10 protein-coding genes are annotated in these 16,543 nt (G+C 72.5%); 8 read left to right on the forward strand and 2 right to left on the reverse strand.

The window, feature by feature from the left end:
* The first annotated feature begins 212 nt into the window (after positions 1-212).
* Positions 213-3,341 carry an ABC transporter substrate-binding protein gene (locus ACFVGS_RS19235; RefSeq protein ID WP_385693116.1) on the forward strand — a complete coding sequence of 1,043 codons (3,129 nt, stop codon included), beginning with the start codon at positions 213-215 and terminating at the stop codon, positions 3,339-3,341.
* Between the two features lie 132 nt (positions 3,342-3,473).
* Positions 3,474-4,550: a BTAD domain-containing putative transcriptional regulator gene (locus ACFVGS_RS19240; RefSeq protein ID WP_384410993.1), complete on the forward strand. Its 1,077-nt coding sequence runs from the start codon at positions 3,474-3,476 to the stop codon at positions 4,548-4,550.
* Positions 4,551-4,559: 9 nt separating this feature from the next.
* Here the strand turns inward: ACFVGS_RS19240 and ACFVGS_RS19245 are convergent, their stop codons facing one another.
* Together ACFVGS_RS19245 and ACFVGS_RS19250 are read right to left on the reverse strand one after the other, a co-directional pair.
* The gene (locus ACFVGS_RS19245) at positions 4,560-5,639 is read right to left on the reverse strand and encodes an alpha/beta hydrolase (RefSeq protein WP_384410990.1); all 1,080 of its coding nucleotides are present in this window, start codon (positions 5,637-5,639) and stop codon (positions 4,560-4,562) included.
* A gap of 23 nt (positions 5,640-5,662) precedes the next feature.
* Positions 5,663-8,170, reverse strand: a complete 2,508-nt coding sequence (locus tag ACFVGS_RS19250; protein ID WP_384410987.1) for a penicillin acylase family protein — start codon at positions 8,168-8,170, stop codon at positions 5,663-5,665.
* Between the two features lie 190 nt (positions 8,171-8,360).
* Here ACFVGS_RS19250 and ACFVGS_RS19255 point away from each other — a divergent pair, with 190 nt between their 5' ends.
* From ACFVGS_RS19255 to ACFVGS_RS19280, 6 genes are all read left to right on the forward strand, one after another.
* Positions 8,361-11,735, forward strand: coding sequence for a pyruvate carboxylase (locus ACFVGS_RS19255; RefSeq protein WP_385693117.1), 3,375 nt, complete (start codon positions 8,361-8,363; stop codon positions 11,733-11,735).
* A gap of 464 nt (positions 11,736-12,199) precedes the next feature.
* Positions 12,200-13,699 carry a sensor histidine kinase gene (locus ACFVGS_RS19260; RefSeq protein WP_385693118.1) on the forward strand — a complete coding sequence of 500 codons (1,500 nt, stop codon included), beginning with the start codon at positions 12,200-12,202 and terminating at the stop codon, positions 13,697-13,699.
* A 1-nt stretch (position 13,700) separates the two neighbouring features.
* Positions 13,701-14,108 carry a roadblock/LC7 domain-containing protein gene (locus ACFVGS_RS19265; protein WP_384410978.1) on the forward strand — a complete coding sequence of 136 codons (408 nt, stop codon included), beginning with the start codon at positions 13,701-13,703 and terminating at the stop codon, positions 14,106-14,108.
* A complete protein-coding gene (locus ACFVGS_RS19270) occupies positions 14,105-14,461 on the forward strand; it encodes a DUF742 domain-containing protein (protein ID WP_384410975.1) in 357 nt (118 codons plus the stop codon). The genes ACFVGS_RS19265 and ACFVGS_RS19270 overlap by 4 nt, the downstream gene beginning before the upstream one ends.
* Positions 14,442-15,065 (forward strand): ATP/GTP-binding protein, encoded by a 624-nt coding sequence (locus tag ACFVGS_RS19275; RefSeq protein ID WP_384410972.1) that lies wholly within the window; start codon positions 14,442-14,444, stop codon positions 15,063-15,065. The genes ACFVGS_RS19270 and ACFVGS_RS19275 overlap by 20 nt, the downstream gene beginning before the upstream one ends.
* A complete protein-coding gene (locus tag ACFVGS_RS19280) occupies positions 15,062-16,519 on the forward strand; it encodes a cytochrome P450 (RefSeq protein WP_384410969.1) in 1,458 nt (485 codons plus the stop codon). The genes ACFVGS_RS19275 and ACFVGS_RS19280 overlap by 4 nt, the downstream gene beginning before the upstream one ends.
* Positions 16,520-16,543 lie beyond the last annotated feature (24 nt).

Below are 16,543 nucleotides of genomic sequence, written 5' to 3' on the forward strand. Positions count from 1 at the left end.
GCCGAGACGTTTCGGCCACGCCTCCCCCACCGCCCGCGCCGACGGACCCGCGGCAGGCGGGTGCGGCCACTCGTGGTCGAACGGGAGTGCGCGCGAACGGGCGCCCGTCGGCGGCCCGGCGGATGCGGACGCGGGCGGCCGGTGGGGCGGCGGGGTCTGGTGTAATCGTCGACGGACGGTCCCCGGACGCGGGACCACCGCCTGGGGGGACGTTGGAAGAGCTGGGCGCCGCAGACCCGCGGCAGGTGGGGCGCTACCGGATCCTGGCCCGCCTCGGCGCGGGCGGCATGGGCCGTGTGTACCTGGGCCGCTCCACCAGCGGCCGGATGGTCGCCGTGAAGGTGGTGCGCGCCGAACTCGCGGAGGACCCCGACTTCCGGCGCCGCTTCGCCCGGGAGGTGGAGGCGGCCCGCCGTGTGACGGGCTTCTTCACCGCTGCCGTGGTCGACGCCGACCCCGAGGGCTCCCCCGCCTGGCTCGCCACCGCGTACGTGCCCGGCATGCCGCTCGACGCGGCGGTGCGCGCCCACGGGGCCTGGCCCCGGCGCCCGCTGCTCGTCCTGGGGGCCGGCCTGGTCGAGGCGCTGGAGGCCATTCACGGCACCGGACTCGTCCACCGGGACCTGAAGCCGTCGAACGTTCTGCTCGCCGCCGACGGCCCCCGCGTCATCGACTTCGGCATCTCGATCGTCGCGGAGGCGAGCGTCCTCACCCGGACGGGCATGGTGATCGGCACTCCCGGTTTCATGTCCCCGGAGCAGGTGACCGGACGTCAGGTGGGTCCGGCCAGCGACGTGTTCTCCCTCGGCGCGGTGCTCGCCTTCGCGGGCACCGGCACGGCGCCGTTCGGCACCGGCTCCCCGCACTCGGTGAACTTCCGCGCCGTGTACGAGCCCCCGGACCTGCACGGCCTGCCCGCCGACACCGGCTTCGTCGGCCGGTGCCTGGAGAAGGATCCCGCGCGGCGGCCCACCGTTGCCGAACTCCTCGCGGAGTTCGCCCGGTTGCTCGGCGAGACCGGCGGCCACACCTACGGCGGCGGGCTGCCGAAGGAGACGGACTGGCTGCCGGACGCGGTGGCCCTGGCCCTCACCCGCCCGGCCGGACCCGACGCCCCCGCGGCACCGGAGCCGTCGCCGGGCCCGGCCGCCGCGCCGGACCCGCGGCCCTCCGGAGCCGTCGCGGAGGGTGGCGCCGGATCGGTGCCGACACCCCCGGATCCGCGGAACGCCCTGGCCAAGAGCCCCCGCCCGGCGCCCGACCCGTCACCCGCCCCGGCGCCGGAGGCGACACCGGCCCCGGCCACGCCGGCGCCGGCCACGCCCTCGGCCACTCCCGCCGCGCCCCTGTCACCGCCGCCGCTGCCGCCGACTCCGCCTCCCACACCGCCGCGGACACCGGGGTCGACGTCCGGACCGGCGGCCGGCACGACGGCACCGCAGCAGCCGGGCACCGACCCGGTCCTCGTCTCCACCTGGACATCCGGCTCTCCCACGACGTCCCCGTCCCGGACCACCGCCGGTCCGGGCGGACGCGCGCGGACCCGCAGACTCGTGGCGATCGCCGTCGCGGCGGCACTGGTCACCGGCGGCGGCGTCACCGCCCTCGTCGTCAACCTGGGCAAGGACAAGGACAACGGCAAGGGGGGCAGCGCCGCGTCGACGGGCGGCGGCTCGGGCTCGCCGTCGGGCGGGACCGCCGCCGGCGGCTTCGACGCCGCGGTCGACAAGGTGGTCAACGCCTCCGGCAGGAAGGGCGGCACGCTGCGCCTCGCCAGCGGCACCGACGCCGACTCCTGGGATCCGGCGCGCTCGTACTACGGGTGGGTGTGGAACATGCAGCGCCTCTACAGCCGCACGCTGCTCACCTACGACACGAAGCCCGGCAGGCAGGGCCTCGAACTCGTCCCCGACCTGGCCGAGGCGCGGCCCGACGTCTCGCCCGACGGCAGGACCTACACCGTCCGGCTCAGGGCCGGAGTCACGTTCGAGGACGGCACGCCGATCACCTCCCGGGACGTCAAGTACGCGATCGAGCGCGTCTTCGCGCAGGACGTCGTCTCCGGCGGCCCCACCTATCTCACGGAGCTTCTCGACCAGGGGCAGAACTACCGGGGCCCGTACAAGGACGGCGGCACCGGGCTGAAGTCGGTCACGACACCGGACGAGCGGACCCTCGTCTTCCGCCTCGCCGCGCCGGACTCGCGCTTCCCGCACCTGCTGGCCACGGGCGCCACCGCGCCCGTGCCCGAGGCGAAGGACACCGGGAGCCGCTACGGGGCGAAGCCGGTCTCCTCGGGGCCGTACAGATTCGCCTCGTACAAGCCCGACACGTCGCTCGTCCTGGTCCGCAACACGAACTGGAGCCCGGCCACCGACCCGCTGCGCAAGGCGCTGCCGGAACGGATCGAGCTGGACATCTCCACCGATCCGGAGCAGGTGGCCCAGCGGCTCGTCGGCGGCAGCGCCGACCTCGACGCCTCGCAGCCGGGGCTGACCCAGGCCGCCGCGGCCAGGGTGCTCCGGGACCCGAAGCTGAAGGCCAGCGCGGACGCCCCGTACTCCGGCTACTTCCGGGCGGTCGCGCTCGTGTCCGGGACGGCGCCGTTCGACGACGAGCACTGCCGCAAGGCCGTGCTGTACGCGGCCGACACCACCGCGCTGGAGACCGCCCAGGGCGGCCCGTTCGCCGGCACCCGCTACGGCAGCATGCTGCCGCCGACCCTGCCCGGCAGCGACGCGTACGACCCCTTCGGCCTGACCACGGGCAAGCCCCGGCCGGCGAAGGCGAAGGAGGAGCTCGCGGCCTGCGGGCGGCCGAACGGCTTCACCACCAAGATGCTCGTGCGCGAGTCCCGGCCGAAGGACCTCGCGGCCGCCGAGGCCCTCAAGGCGGCCCTCGGGAAGGTCGGCATCGCCCTGGAGATCGAGAAGCTGGAGATCACGAAGTTCTTCGACGTCGCCGGCTCTCCCGGCGAGGTGAGGAACAAGGGCTACGGCCTGATCTCGGTCAACTGGGTCGCCGACTTCCCGCACGGCTCGACCTTCCTGCAGCCGCTGGCCGACGGACGCCAGATCCCGACGAGCGGCAACACCAACTATGCCCAGGTCGACGACCCGGCGATCAACTCCCTGTTCGACCGGGCCAGGAGCGAGAAGGACGACACGAGGGCCGCCGAGCTCTACCGGCAGATCAACCACAGGCTCACCGACGGCGCCCACTACCTGCCCATGGTCGCCGTGAAGTCCCTCAACTACCGCGGCCCCCGGCTCACCAACGTGTACGTCAGCCAGGCCTACGGCATGGTCGACATCCAGGCCCTGGGCGTCACCGGCTCCTGAGCCGGAGCAGCGGCCGGCACCGCGGCGGGTCCGTGTCACTCCGGAGGGTTCCGGATGCCCCGCCCGGCACCCGCGCCACTACCTTGTCGGCGACATCCGCCCGACCGACAGGTCCGCAGCCCGGGAGCAGCGATGCCGACGACCGCCACGACCAGGCCTCCCCGCACGAGGACGACCGGCGCCAGGGCTCCCGGCGCCAGGCGTCCCACCGCCGTCGTGCTCGGGCACCGGGACCGCGAGCTGCTGTCCGCGGTCGGCTGCGGTCTGCGGGACGACGAGATCGCCGCCGCCCTGTCCCTGCCCGAGGACTCGGTGGCGGAGGACCTCGCTCGGATCCTCGCCGCGCTCGGGCTGCGTGACCGGGCGGCCGCCGTCGTCCACGCCTTCGACTGCGGTCTGGTCCTCCCCGGTCACGGCCCCCGCACCGGCGCCGCGCGGACGGCCGGGCCGCGGGTCCGGCTCTCCGTGCTCGGGCCGCTTCGGGCGTGGCAGGACGGGCGGCCGCTGCGCCTCGGGCATCTGCGCCGGCAGGCCGTGCTGGCGGCGCTCGCGCTGAACACGGGCCGGACGCTCAGCCGGCGGGAGCTGCTCGACGGCGTGTGGGGAGTGGAGCAGCCGGAGGCGAACGTGGTGCCGGTGTACGTCTACCGGTTGCGCAAGGCCCTGCGCGACGGGGAGGGACCGGACCCGGTCATCGCCCACGACCGGTGCGGTTACCGCCTGGTCCCCGGCGCGGTGGAGCTGGACGTCGCCCGCCTGGACGAACTCGTCGCCGCCGTCGGGACGGCGGACCGGGCGGGCGATCCGGCGGAGGCGGTCCGCCTGTGTTCCCGGGCGCTCGCCCTGTTCCGCGGGGAGCCGCTCGCCGGCCTGCCCGGGCCGCTCGCGGAACGCGAGCGGCTGCGGCTCACGGAGCGCCGGATCGCCCTCGTCCAGCGGAAGTCGGAGTACCAGCTGCGGCTCGGCCGGTGCTCCGAGGCGGTCGTCGACCTGTTCGCCGTGTTCGCCGCGCACCCGCTGAACGAGCCGGTGGCCGCGATGCTGATGCGCGCGCTGTACCGCTGCGGCAGACAGGCCGACGCGCTGACCGTGTTCGACCGCGCCCGCCGCCGGCTCGCCGAGGACCTGGGCGTCGCTCCGAGCCCGCTGCTGCGGCGCACGCGCCGGCTGGTCCTGCGCGGGGACCAGGCCGGCGCGGGCGCGGACTGATCGACGCGGTCAGGAGGCGAGGGCCCTCTCCAGCCGTGGGATCAGGTCCCGGAGGTCCTGCTCCCAGCAGCCCGCGTTGTGGCCGCCGTTGCACTGGGTGCCCCAGGCGGAGCCGTCGCCGTAGTTGACGTAGTAGTACGACATGCCCAGGGCGTCCATGCTGTTCTTGGCGTGCTTGGCCGCGCCTTCGAGCCAGAACTCCGGTTCCGTCGGCGAGCCTCCTCCGTTGCCGACGTAGAGGGAGACACCGACGTCCCTGAGCCTGTCCATGTGCCCGGCCGGGTCGACCTCGTTCCACCGCCAGTCCGCGTTGAAGACCGGGTAGGGCGAGCCGAACGCGGCGTCGCTGTCCACGCCCGGCTTGTACGGCGACTCGTCGGGGTTGCACGAGCCGGAGGACGAGGCGCAGATCGCGCCCGTGGCGTCGATGAGGGAGGCGACGACGGCGAACCGGAGGTCCATGGACTTCGCCGACAGGTCGACGTCTCCGGACAGGGACGCGGTCTGGGCGAACAGATCGGGTCGGGCCTGCGCGTAGTGGAAGGCGCCGAACCCGCCCATGGAGACGCCGGCGACGGCCCTGCCCTTCTTCGTGGGAATGGTCCGCAGGTTCGCGTCGATGAACGGGATCACCTGCTTGAGGTGGAAGTTCTCCCAGTTCTGGGCGCCGAGCACGGTCTTCTGGTCGAGCCAGTTCGCGTACCAGCCGCGGGCGCCGCCGTCCGGGATCACCGTGATCATCCGGTCGGACATGGACAGCGCCGGGTAGGTCTGCTGGACCGGGTCGTCGGGCGACCCGTGCAGGAAGTACAGCACGGGGTAGCGCCGGCCGGGGTCGTCGTCGTAGCCGCTGGGCAGGATGATCTTGATGTGGTGCCTGCCGGTGACCTCGGGCGTGGTCACGGTCAGGTAGAAGTCCGTGGGACCGCCGACGGCCGGCTCGACCTGGGTCAGGCCGAACCCGTCCGTCATCGGCGGCGGCGCGGTGCCGTCGGCGGCCTGTGCCGGGCCGGCGGCCGGCATGACGGCGGCCACGGCGGCGATCATCCACGCCGCCAGGAGCCGCCACCGGTGCGATGTCCTTCTCATGGCTTTCCCTCCCTCGGTGGTACTCAGTCCAGGACCTTGACCTGCAGTGCGGGCGAGGCCGCGATCTGTTCCTCGGTGAACCGCTCGGTGACCCAGCGGCCGGCCGAGAAGAGCTTGGTCTGGTCGGCGTGGTGCGGAGAACCGGGGTCCGCCGACTGGGAGTACGCCAGGACGGACGAGGCCTGGGGCGGGCCCTCGGCGGTGAAGCGCACCACCTGGACGAAGCTCGTTCCGAAGACGACGTCCGGCTTTCCGTCGACCTGGCCGGGGGTGATGACGTTGAGGACGCCGAGTTCGCCGATCATGCCGTGGACCGGGATCTGCTCACCGTTGCGGGTGACCTTGACGACGTCCGACAGCGGTGCGTTCAGCGGGACTCCCGCGTTGCGCAGGGCGAGGACCGCCCGGGCGAGCGCGTCGCGGACGGCGGAGCTCCCGGAGTCCAGCGTGTTGGGCGTGTGCACCGGGTCCTTGGGGTCGAAGGGAACCTTCCACGGCAGCTTCTCGACCCCCTGGCCTCCGGACAGGTAGGACCAGTAGTTCGCGAACAGCAGGGAGCCCCGGCTGTCGGCCGTGTAGTCGTGGCTCCGCCAGGCGGCCAGGACCGGGCACGCCTCGCTCACGTTGACCAGGTTGCCGTCCACGAGGACGAGCCCGAACGGGACGTTCTGGCAGGCGGTCACCGTCGCGTTGAGGGCGAGGTCGGCGGCCCTGCTGTTGTCGGCGAACAGCAACTGCCCCATGTTCTCGGGCGTGAAGCCCCGGCCCGGCAGGCCGTCCGTGCCGTTGATCCGGTTCCGCGCGGTCACGATCAGCTCCTGCGTGCGCAGGGACCGGGGCGCCGCCGCGTCGCCCATCACCCTGGGGTAGGACAGCGGCTGCTCGGGGTTGGCGAGCCACGGGCTGTCGTTGGCGTTGCCCACGAAGTCGGAGCGGATCAGCCGCGGCTGCTGGTGCGGGTCGAGGAGGCCGGGCGCGACGGCGTCCGGGTCGTCGGGCCAGTCGCACGCGCTGCGCTTGCCGTCGAAGATCGAGACGGGCGGCACGTTCGGCAGCCGCATCGGCTGGTCGAACAGCAGCTTGCCGGTTTCCGTGAGGCACGACCTGGCGTGCTCGTCGGTGATGTTCGGGGTGGCCTGGATGTCCGCGTACAGGGCGTTGCCCTTGCGGTCGGAGGCGACGGTGTTGAAGAAGGGGACGCCCTGGGTGGTCTCCAGGGTGTTCACGACGTCGTGGACGTCGGTGGCCTGGTCGAGGTGGAACCAGGTGTTGAGCGCCCGCAGGTTCTCCATGTTCACGTCGCGCACCGCGTGCGCGCTGACCACCCAGGGCAGCGGGATGCCCTGGACCGACGTGGTGACCGGGCCGTAGCGGGTGGACCACAGGGTCCTGGTGACCTTCCCGAGGGACCCGTCGGCGTTGCGTACGTCGACGGAGACCTGCTGCGAGGTCATCCGCCGCCAGGTGCCGTCGACCAGGTACATGGTCGGGTCGAGCGGATCCACCTGGACGTCGAACAGTCCGAACGGGGCCACGGTGGCGACCGTGTGGCTCCAGGCGACGTCGTCGTTGTGGCCGATGTTCACCGCGGGGAGTCCGAGCAGGCTGGCCCCGGAGACGTTGACCTTGCCGGGGATCGTCAGGTGGCTCTGCCACATCCGGTTCTTGCCCTGCCACGGGAAGTGCGGGTTGGCCAGCATCATGCTCGTCCCGCCGGACACGCCCTGGGAGCCGACCGCCAGCGCGTTGCTGCCCATGCCCTGCCGGGCGTCCGCCGCCATCGCGTCGCGGATCCGGCGGGCGGTCTTCGCGGGTGACGACGCCTGCCGCGGGGCGGCGGAGGCGGAATCCGGAGCCGGGGCCGAGGAGGACCCCGGCGCGGCGGAACGGGCGGCGGAGGCGCCCGGCGGCGCGGCACCGACCAGACCGTCGAGCAGCGCGTCTGCGCTGCCCATGATGATCTCGGCGTGCGCGTGCCGGTACACGTCGAGTTCGGTGATCGGCCGTACCCACGCCGCGCCGCGGCAGGCCGGGTCGGTGATGTGGTCGACGCCGGTCTCGGCCAGGTACCTGTTGTATCCCCGGACGTAGCCGCGGATGGCCTCCCTGACCTCCGGCTCCGGCCCGTCGGGGGCGGGCCGGGCGAGCAGCCGCTCCACCACCCCGTTGTCCTTGATCCGCTGGAAGTACAGGTCGCTGTTGAGGTTGGTGGTGCCGTTCTGGTTCTTGCCGGGACTCGCCTTGCCGTCGGGTCCCAGGTGGCGGGACCGCTGGGCGTTCACCATCAGGTACGTGTCGGCCAGCGTGCAGATGTTGTCCCTGGCGGCGGCGTAGCCGTAACCCGTTCCCAGCCCCTCCCACGTCGAGGCGATGATGTGCGGGATGCCGTATTCGGTGTAGCGGATCGTCGGCCTGTCGGGCCCCGGTTCGGCCGCCGGCGTACCGGTGGCCGCCGTGGTGCCCGTCACCGTCAGCGTCACCGCGGCCATGACCGCCGTCAGCGGTCCCGCTCCGCGTCTCCTCCGCGCCATCGAGCCGTCCTTCCCCTGTCATGGAGGCTTTGGTCCGAACGCGGACACGGTAGGGACGGCCGATGAAATCCCGATGACGCCGCCGCTCGTCCACCCGGGCGCGATGATCCATGTCACTGCTCGGGTGCCTTCTGAAGGCCGCCGGGCAGCCCTTAGCGTTGCCGAAACGAGCCGGGCGAAGGGATCAGAGATGTTCCGCAAGGTGTTGGTGGCCAACCGCGGCGAGATCGCGATTCGCGCGTTCCGCGCCGGCTACGAACTGGGCGCGCGCACGGTCGCCGTCTTCCCCCACGAGGACCGCAACTCGCTGCACCGGCTGAAGGCCGACGAGGCGTACGAGATCGGCGAGCCCGGGCACCCGGTGCGCGCCTACCTCTCGGTCGAGGAGATCGTCCGGGCGGCCCGTCTGGCGGGTGCCGACGCGGTCTACCCGGGGTACGGCTTCCTGTCCGAGAACCCGGAGCTGGCGCGCGCGTGCGAGGAGGCGGGCATCACGTTCGTGGGCCCGTCCGTGCAGACCCTGGAGCTGACCGGCAACAAGGCGCGTGCGGTGGCCGCCGCCCGCGCGGCCGGAGTGCCCGTGCTCGGTTCCTCGGCGCCGTCCACCGACGTGGACGAACTGGTCGCGGCCGCCGCGGACATCGGCTTCCCGGTGTTCGTCAAGGCGGTCGCGGGCGGCGGCGGGCGCGGCATGCGCCGGGTCGAGGAACCGGCGGCCCTGCGCGAGGCGATCGAGGCGGCGGCCCGCGAGGCCGAGTCCGCGTTCGGCGACGCCACCGTCTTCCTGGAGAAGGCCGTCGTCGATCCCCGGCACATCGAGGTGCAGATCCTCGCCGACGGCGAGGGCAACGTCATCCACCTGTTCGAGCGCGACTGCTCGGTGCAGCGGCGCCACCAGAAGGTGATCGAGCTCGCGCCCGCCCCGAACCTCGACCCGGCGCTGCGGCAGCGCATCTGCGACGACGCCGTGCGGTTCGCGCGCGAGATCGGCTACCGCAACGCGGGCACCGTGGAGTTCCTCCTGGACCGCGACGGCAACCACGTCTTCATCGAGATGAACCCGCGCATCCAGGTCGAGCACACGGTGACCGAGGAGGTCACCGACATCGACCTGGTGCAGTCGCAGCTGCGGATCGCCGCCGGCGAGACGCTCGCCGACCTCGGCCTGACCCAGGAGTCCGTCGTGCTGCGCGGGGCGGCGCTGCAGTGCCGGATCACCACCGAGGACCCGGCCAACGGCTTCCGCCCGGACACCGGCATGATCAGCGCCTATCGCTCCCCGGGCGGCTCGGGCATCCGGCTGGACGGCGGAACCACCCACGCCGGTACGGAGGTCAGCGCCCACTTCGACTCGATGCTGGTCAAACTGACCTGCCGGGGCCGGGACTTCCGGGCCGCGGTCGGCCGGGCGCGGCGGGCGGTGGCCGAGTTCCGCATCCGCGGCGTGTCCACCAACATCCCGTTCCTCCAGGCCGTGCTCGACGACCCGGACTTCCAGGCCGGACGAGTCACGACGGCCTTCATCGAGCAGCGGCCGCACCTGCTGACCGCGCGTCACTCGGCCGACCGCGGCACGAAGCTGCTCACCTATCTCGCCGACGTCACCGTGAACAAGCCGCACGGCCCGCGGCCCGAGCTCGTCTCCCCGGTCACCAAGCTGCCGGCGCTGCCGGCCGGCGAGCCGCCCGCCGGCTCCCGGCAGCGGCTCACCGCGCTCGGCCCCGAGGGCTTCGCGCGGAGCCTGCGCGAGTCGCCGACCATCGGCGTCACCGACACCACCTTCCGCGACGCCCACCAGTCGCTGCTCGCGACCCGGGTCCGCACCAAGGACCTGCTCGCCGTCGCCCCGACGGTGGCGCGCACCCTGCCGCAGCTGCTCTCCCTCGAGTGCTGGGGCGGCGCCACCTACGACGTGGCGCTGCGCTTCCTCGCGGAGGACCCGTGGGAGCGCCTGGCCGCGCTGCGCGAGGCCGTGCCGAACATCTGCCTGCAGATGCTGCTGCGGGGCCGTAACACCGTGGGCTACACCCCGTACCCGACCGAGGTGACCGACGCCTTCGTGGAGGAGGCCGCCGCCACCGGTATCGACATCTTCCGGATCTTCGACGCGCTCAACGACGTGGACCGGATGCGGCCCGCGATCGACGCCGTACGGGAGACCGGGACGGCGGTCGCCGAGGTCGCGCTGTGCTACACGTCCGACCTCTCCGACCCCGCCGAGAAGCTGTACACCCTGGACTACTACCTGCGGCTCGCCGAGAGGATCGTCGACGCCGGCGCCCACGTGCTCGCGGTCAAGGACATGGCCGGCCTGCTGCGCGCCCCCGCCGCGGCCAGGCTGGTCTCCGCGCTGCGCAGGGAGTTCGACCTGCCGGTGCACCTGCACACCCACGACACGGCGGGCGGCCAGCTCGCCACGTACCTCGCGGCGATCCAGGCCGGGGCGGACGCGGTGGACGGCGCGGTGGCGTCCATGGCCGGCACGACGTCGCAGCCCTCGCTGTCGGCGATCGTCGCGGCGACCGACCACTCCGACCGGCCCACCGGCCTCGACCTGCAGGCGGTCGGCGACCTGGAGCCGTACTGGGAGAGCGTCCGCAGGATCTACGCCCCCTTCGAGGCGGGTCTGGACTCGCCGACCGGACGCGTGTACCACCACGAGATCCCCGGCGGCCAGCTCTCCAACCTGCGCACCCAGGCCGTCGCGCTCGGCCTCGGCGACCGCTTCGAGGACGTCGAGTCGACCTACGCGGCCGCGGACCGGATGCTGGGCCGGCTGGTGAAGGTCACGCCGTCGTCGAAGGTCGTGGGCGACCTCGCGCTGCACCTCGTGGGCGCCGGGGTGGCGCCGGAGGACTTCGAGGCGGCGCCCGACCGCTTCGACATCCCCGACTCCGTCGTCGGCTTCCTGCACGGCGAGCTGGGCACGCCGCCCGGCGGCTGGCCGGAGCCGTTCCGCAGCAAGGCGCTGAAGGGCCGGCCCGGGCCCAGGCCGATGCGGGAGCTGACCCCGGAGGACCGGACGGGCCTGGCCAAGGACCGCCGGGCGACGCTGAACCGCCTGCTCTTCCCCGGGCCGACGCAGGCGTACGAGGCCCACCGCCAGGCGTTCGGCGACACCAGCGTGCTCGACAGCAAGGACTTCTTCTACGGGCTGCGGCCCGGGAAGGAGTACACCGTCGACTTCGGCCCGGGCGTACGGCTGCTCATCGAACTGGAGGCCGTCGGCGAGGCCGACGAGCGGGGCATGCGGACCGTGCTGTCGACCCTGAACGGCCAGCTGCGCCCGATCCAGGTACGCGACAGGGCCGCGGCCGCCGACCTCCCGGTGACCGAGAAGGCCGACAGGTCCGACCCGGGTCATGTCGCGGCGCCGTTCGCCGGAGTGGTCACGCTGGCCGTCGCCGAGGGGGACGAGGTCGAGGCCGGTGCGACGGTGGCCACCATCGAGGCGATGAAGATGGAGGCCGCGATCACCGCGCCGAGGAGCGGCCGCGTCTCCCGCCTGGCGATCAGCCGTATCCAGCAGGTGGAAGGCGGCGATCTCCTGGTCGAGATCGCCTGAGACGTCACCGGGAACCGCCCGAGAGCTGTTCCGAGAACCCGGGCGGGAACCCGGGAGAGACCGCGGCCGGGGCACCCCAGGTGTCCCGGCCGCACTGTCGTTCGCGCAGTTTCGCTATTACCGATAAGCAGCGATCAATTCGATCGCTTGATGTCATTTTCCGAGCGGATTCCGACCGCTTGATGAGGCTGTTTGACCGATGGGAACCTTCCCTTCATCGAGGTCACACGCCAAACCCGAACTGACTATGCTCCCCACATGTGTTGCGGCGCGCTCACAGCGAGTGATGGGCGCTGCCTTTCGAGCACGTGTGCGCGGCCGAGCGAAGTCCCGTGTTCTTTCCTGACGGCGCGTCGCATCACTTGGCACCACTTCAGTCCGCTCGATTTCCCGACTGTTTAGGGACGCCCTTGATGGTTCGCGCAGGTTCAACTTCCAGAGCCCGGCCCCGTGCGACGGCTCCGGTGTGGCTCGTCCCGCCGGGGATCCTGGCCGGCGTCCTCGTCATAGGGCTGGCCCTCTCCCCTGCGCAGATACGGCCGACGATCGCCTGGTCCGGCCTCGTCGCGGTGTCCCTCACCGTCATCAGCTCGATGGTGACCGTACGCCTGTCACGAGCGGCGGAGGCGGCCCGTCACGCCCGGGCGTCGGCCGAGGCCCGGGAGGCCGCCGCACAGCGCGAGGCCGCGCTGCTCGGACGCCTGGCGGATCAGCGCACCGCGACCACGTGGATGGCCGAGAAGCTCCTCCCCGCCGCCGTCGCCCGGCTGCGCAAGGGCGACGCCACCTCGGACATCCTGTACTCCGTCTCCTTCGGCGAGCACCTCGACGACGAGTTCACCAAGGCGCTGCGAGGTGCTCTGCGTACGCTCCTCGAGGCCGTGGAGGCCGAGGAGAGCACACGGGACTCCTCCCAGCGGGCACTCGTGGCCGTCGCGCGCCGGGTCCAGGCGATCGTGCACCAGCTCGGCAAGGACCTGCACACCATGCAGATCGTCCACGGCAACGACCTGCTGCTCTCCCGCGACCTGCAGAAGGTCGACCACCGCAACGCGCTCATCGGCCGCCTCGCGGCCAGCATCGCCGTCATGGGCGACGCCCGGCCCGGGCGCCAGTGGTCGAAGGCCATCCCGCTGTACGACGTGCTGCGCGGGGCCATGTCGCGCATCGTGGACTTCCCCCGGGTGAAGCTGCAGTCGGTGACGCAGGTGGCGGTGATCGGCCCCGGAGCCGAACCGCTGATGCACCTGCTCGCCGAACTCCTCGACAACGCCACGTCGTTCTCGCCCCCGCACACCCCGGTCGAGGTGAGCGCGAGCGAGGTGCCCTCGGGCATCGCGATCGAGATCGAGGACCGCGGCGTCGGACTCACCGAAGAGGTGCGGCAGCGCATCGCACGCGTCATGGCCCAGTCGACGACCGGCACCTTCCTGGCCGGTCTCGGCGAGGTGACGCAGCTCGGCCTGCCGGTCGTGGCCCGACTGGCCCGTGAGCACGGCTGCGACGTCGACCTGCGCACCTCGGCGTACGGAGGCGTGCGCGCCGTCGTCCTGGTGCCCAGGCGCCTGATCACCACGATGGAGGGGCCCGTCGTGAAAATCCCGGAGCCCGTCCGCAGGCGCATGGGCGGCCCGAACCGTCCGCTCCCCCCGCCCGCGGCCCGGGCCGCAGCCCGGCCGGTGGCCCCGCCCGTGGCCCCGCCCGTGGCCGAACCCGCCACCGAGACCCTGACCGAAGGCCCGTCGCCTTTCGTCGCGGCTGAGAAGACCGCCAACGGGCTCCCCCGCCGGCGCCGGGAGTCGCCCGTCCCGCCGCCGATCGTCCGTACGGGCCCCGAGCCCTCCGCCGCCACCTCCGTCCCGAAGCGCCAGCCGGGCCTGATGTGGGAGGCGTTCAACGGTACGAGGCGATCGGGCGCCGAACCCTCCACTCCGCACAGCGAGCCGTCTGATGAGGTCGACTAACATGCAGCCACTGCCCAACATTGACTGGATGCTCAAGGAGCTCGTGGGCGGCGTTCCGCACGTACGACACGTCGTCGTCCTTTCGTCGGACGGCCTGTGCATCGGCCAGGCCGAGACGGCCCCCGACAAGGCCGACGCGATCGCCGCGGCCTGCTCCGGCATCCAGAGCCTGGCCCGGGCCATCGCGCAGATGTTCCCGCACGGGGACGGCTCGACGCACATGGTCGGGATCGAGGCCGACGCCGGCTACTTCTCCCTGATGGCGGCCGGACCCGGGGCGTACCTCGCGGTCCTGGCCGACCCGGAGGTCGACGCGGGGCTGCTGGGCGACCGCATGCGCACGCTCGTGGTCCGGATCGGCCGGAACATGACCAGTCCGCCTCGTGAAGACGTCCGGCAGGCGATGTGACGTCGGAGAACCAGGATCCCTGGGACGAGGCCCAACCCGTTCCGCTGTACGTCATCACCGGTGGCACGGAGTCCTCGGCCAAGAGCTTCGACCTCGTCACCCTGATCGCGGCGAGGTCCGAGCCGGAACCCTCGATGTCGCCCGAGCCGGCGGCCATCCTCTCCATGTGCCAGTACCCGCTGTCGGTGGCCGAGGTGTCGGCCTACCTCACCCTTCCGTTCAGCGTCGTCACCGTGCTGCTGTCCCAGCTCGTCGCCGACGAACACGTGGAGGCGATTGCACCCGTGCCCGTCGCGGCCTATCCGGACCGCGGCCTACTCGAGGCGGTGATCCATGGACTACGCAAGCTCTGACGCGCCGCCCAAGGCAGGCCCGCGCGACACCGACCTGCTCCTGCCGCACGGCGCCAGGGGCGTCAAGGTCGTCGTGGTCGGCGGCTTCGGCGTCGGCAAGACCACCATGGTCGGGTCGGTGAGCGAGATCCCTCCGCTCACCACCGAGGAGACCATGACCCAGGCCGGTGTCGGGATCGACCACAATCCCGGCGTCGCGGGCAAGAACACCACGACCGTCGCGATGGACTTCGGCCGCATCAGCATCAACGAGGAGCTGGTGCTCTACCTGTTCGGGACGCCCGGGCAGGAGCGCTTCTGGTTCCTGTGGAACGGGATCTTCGAAGGCGCGCTCGGCGCCGTGGTCCTCGTCGACACCCGCAGGATCGAAGTCTGCTTCGAGGTCGTCACCCGCCTCGAGGACCGCCGCGTCCCGTTCGTCGTGGCCGTCAACGCCTTCCCCGAGGCGCCCCACTACCCCGTACCAGAACTGCGCACGGCTCTGGCCCTCAGCGATTCCGTCCCCATCGTCACCTGTGACGCACGCGACCGGGCGTCCTGCCGGGACGCCCTGCTCTCGCTGATGGTCTACCTGTGCACCCTCGCCGCCCAGGAGACCGCATGACCCTCCCGTCCTCCGAACACGCCACCGAGGAACCCGGGGTCCTCCCGCCGCCGGGATGCCCCGCCCACGCGACCACGGGACCCGGCGGCCGGGCCAGGCTCCACGGCCCCGTCGCGGAGACGGACCCGATGGGCCTGTACGAGCAGCTCCGCGCGACCCACGGTCCGGTGGCGCCCGTCCTGCTCGAAGGGGACGTGCGCGCCTGGCTCGTGCTCGGCTACACCGAGAACCGCGACGTGGCCACCCGCTCCACCCAGTTCTCCCGCGACCCCCGGATCTGGCACGGCTGGACGAGCGGGGAGATCGACGCCGAGACCTCGCCGCTCGTGCCCATGATCGGCTGGCGTCCCGACTGCGTGAACGCGGACGGCGAGGAGCACCAGCGGCTGCGCGGCGCGGTCACCGCCTCTCTCGACCAGTTCGACCACCGCGGCGTCCGCCGCCACATCAACCGCTTCGCCCACGAGCTGATCGACTCGTTCTGCGAGGACGGCGAGGCCGAACTGGTCGACCGGTTCACCGAGCAGCTGCCCATGCTCACCCTCACCCACCTGCTCGGCATGTCCGAGGAGGGCGCCCCGCGGCTCGTGCACGCCGCCCGTGACCTGTTCAAGGCCACCGAGACCTCGCTCGCCAGCAACGCGCTCGTGATCGAGAGCCTCGAACAGATCGTCAGGGACAAGAAGGTGAACCCGGGCCACGACATCGCCTCCGCGCTGCTGGCCCACCCGGCGAACCTCACCGACGAGGAGGTCATGCAGCACCTGCGCCTCATCCTGCTCGCCGGCTACGAGACGACCGCCAACCTGATGTCCAACGTCCTGCGCATGGTGGTCACCGACCCGCGGTTCCGCGGCTCGCTCGCCGGTGGACAGATGACCCTGCCCGAGGCCGTCGAGCAGGTCCTCTGGGACGAGCCCCCGCTGATGGTGTGCCCCGCGCGCTTCGCGAACGGGGACACCACCCTCGGCGGTCAGCACATCAAGGCCGGCGACATGCTGCTGCTGGGCCTCGCGGCCGGGAACGTCGACGAGACGATCCGCCCGGATCCCGCGACCCCGGTGCACCACAACCGCGCGCACCTGTCCTTCAGCGCCGGCAGTCACGAGTGTCCGGGCCAGGACATCGGCCGCATCATCGCCGACACCGGCATCGACATCCTCCTCACCCGGCTTCCCGACATCGCCCTGGCCGTTCCCGAGGAGGAGCTCAGCTGGCGCTCCTCCACCTGGGCCCGGCATCTGACGGCCCTGCCCGTCTCCTTCGCCCCCCGTCCTCCCCGGGGCGAACAGCTCCCGGCGCCGCTGCCCGCCCCGCCGCCGCAGAGCAGCGGAAAGCGCGCGGCGGCGGGCCCGTCGGCGACCGTGCGGGCGGGCGACCCCGGGACCGGCCGTAGCGCTGAGGTGCGCACCAGGTGGTGGACGCGCCTCGCGCGCCTCCTGCGGAGACGATAGGGACCGGAGGGCACGTGCAGGAGC

This window comes from Streptomyces sp. NPDC127114, assembly GCF_042677525.1.
GTDB lineage: Bacteria > Actinomycetota > Actinomycetes > Streptomycetales > Streptomycetaceae > Streptomyces.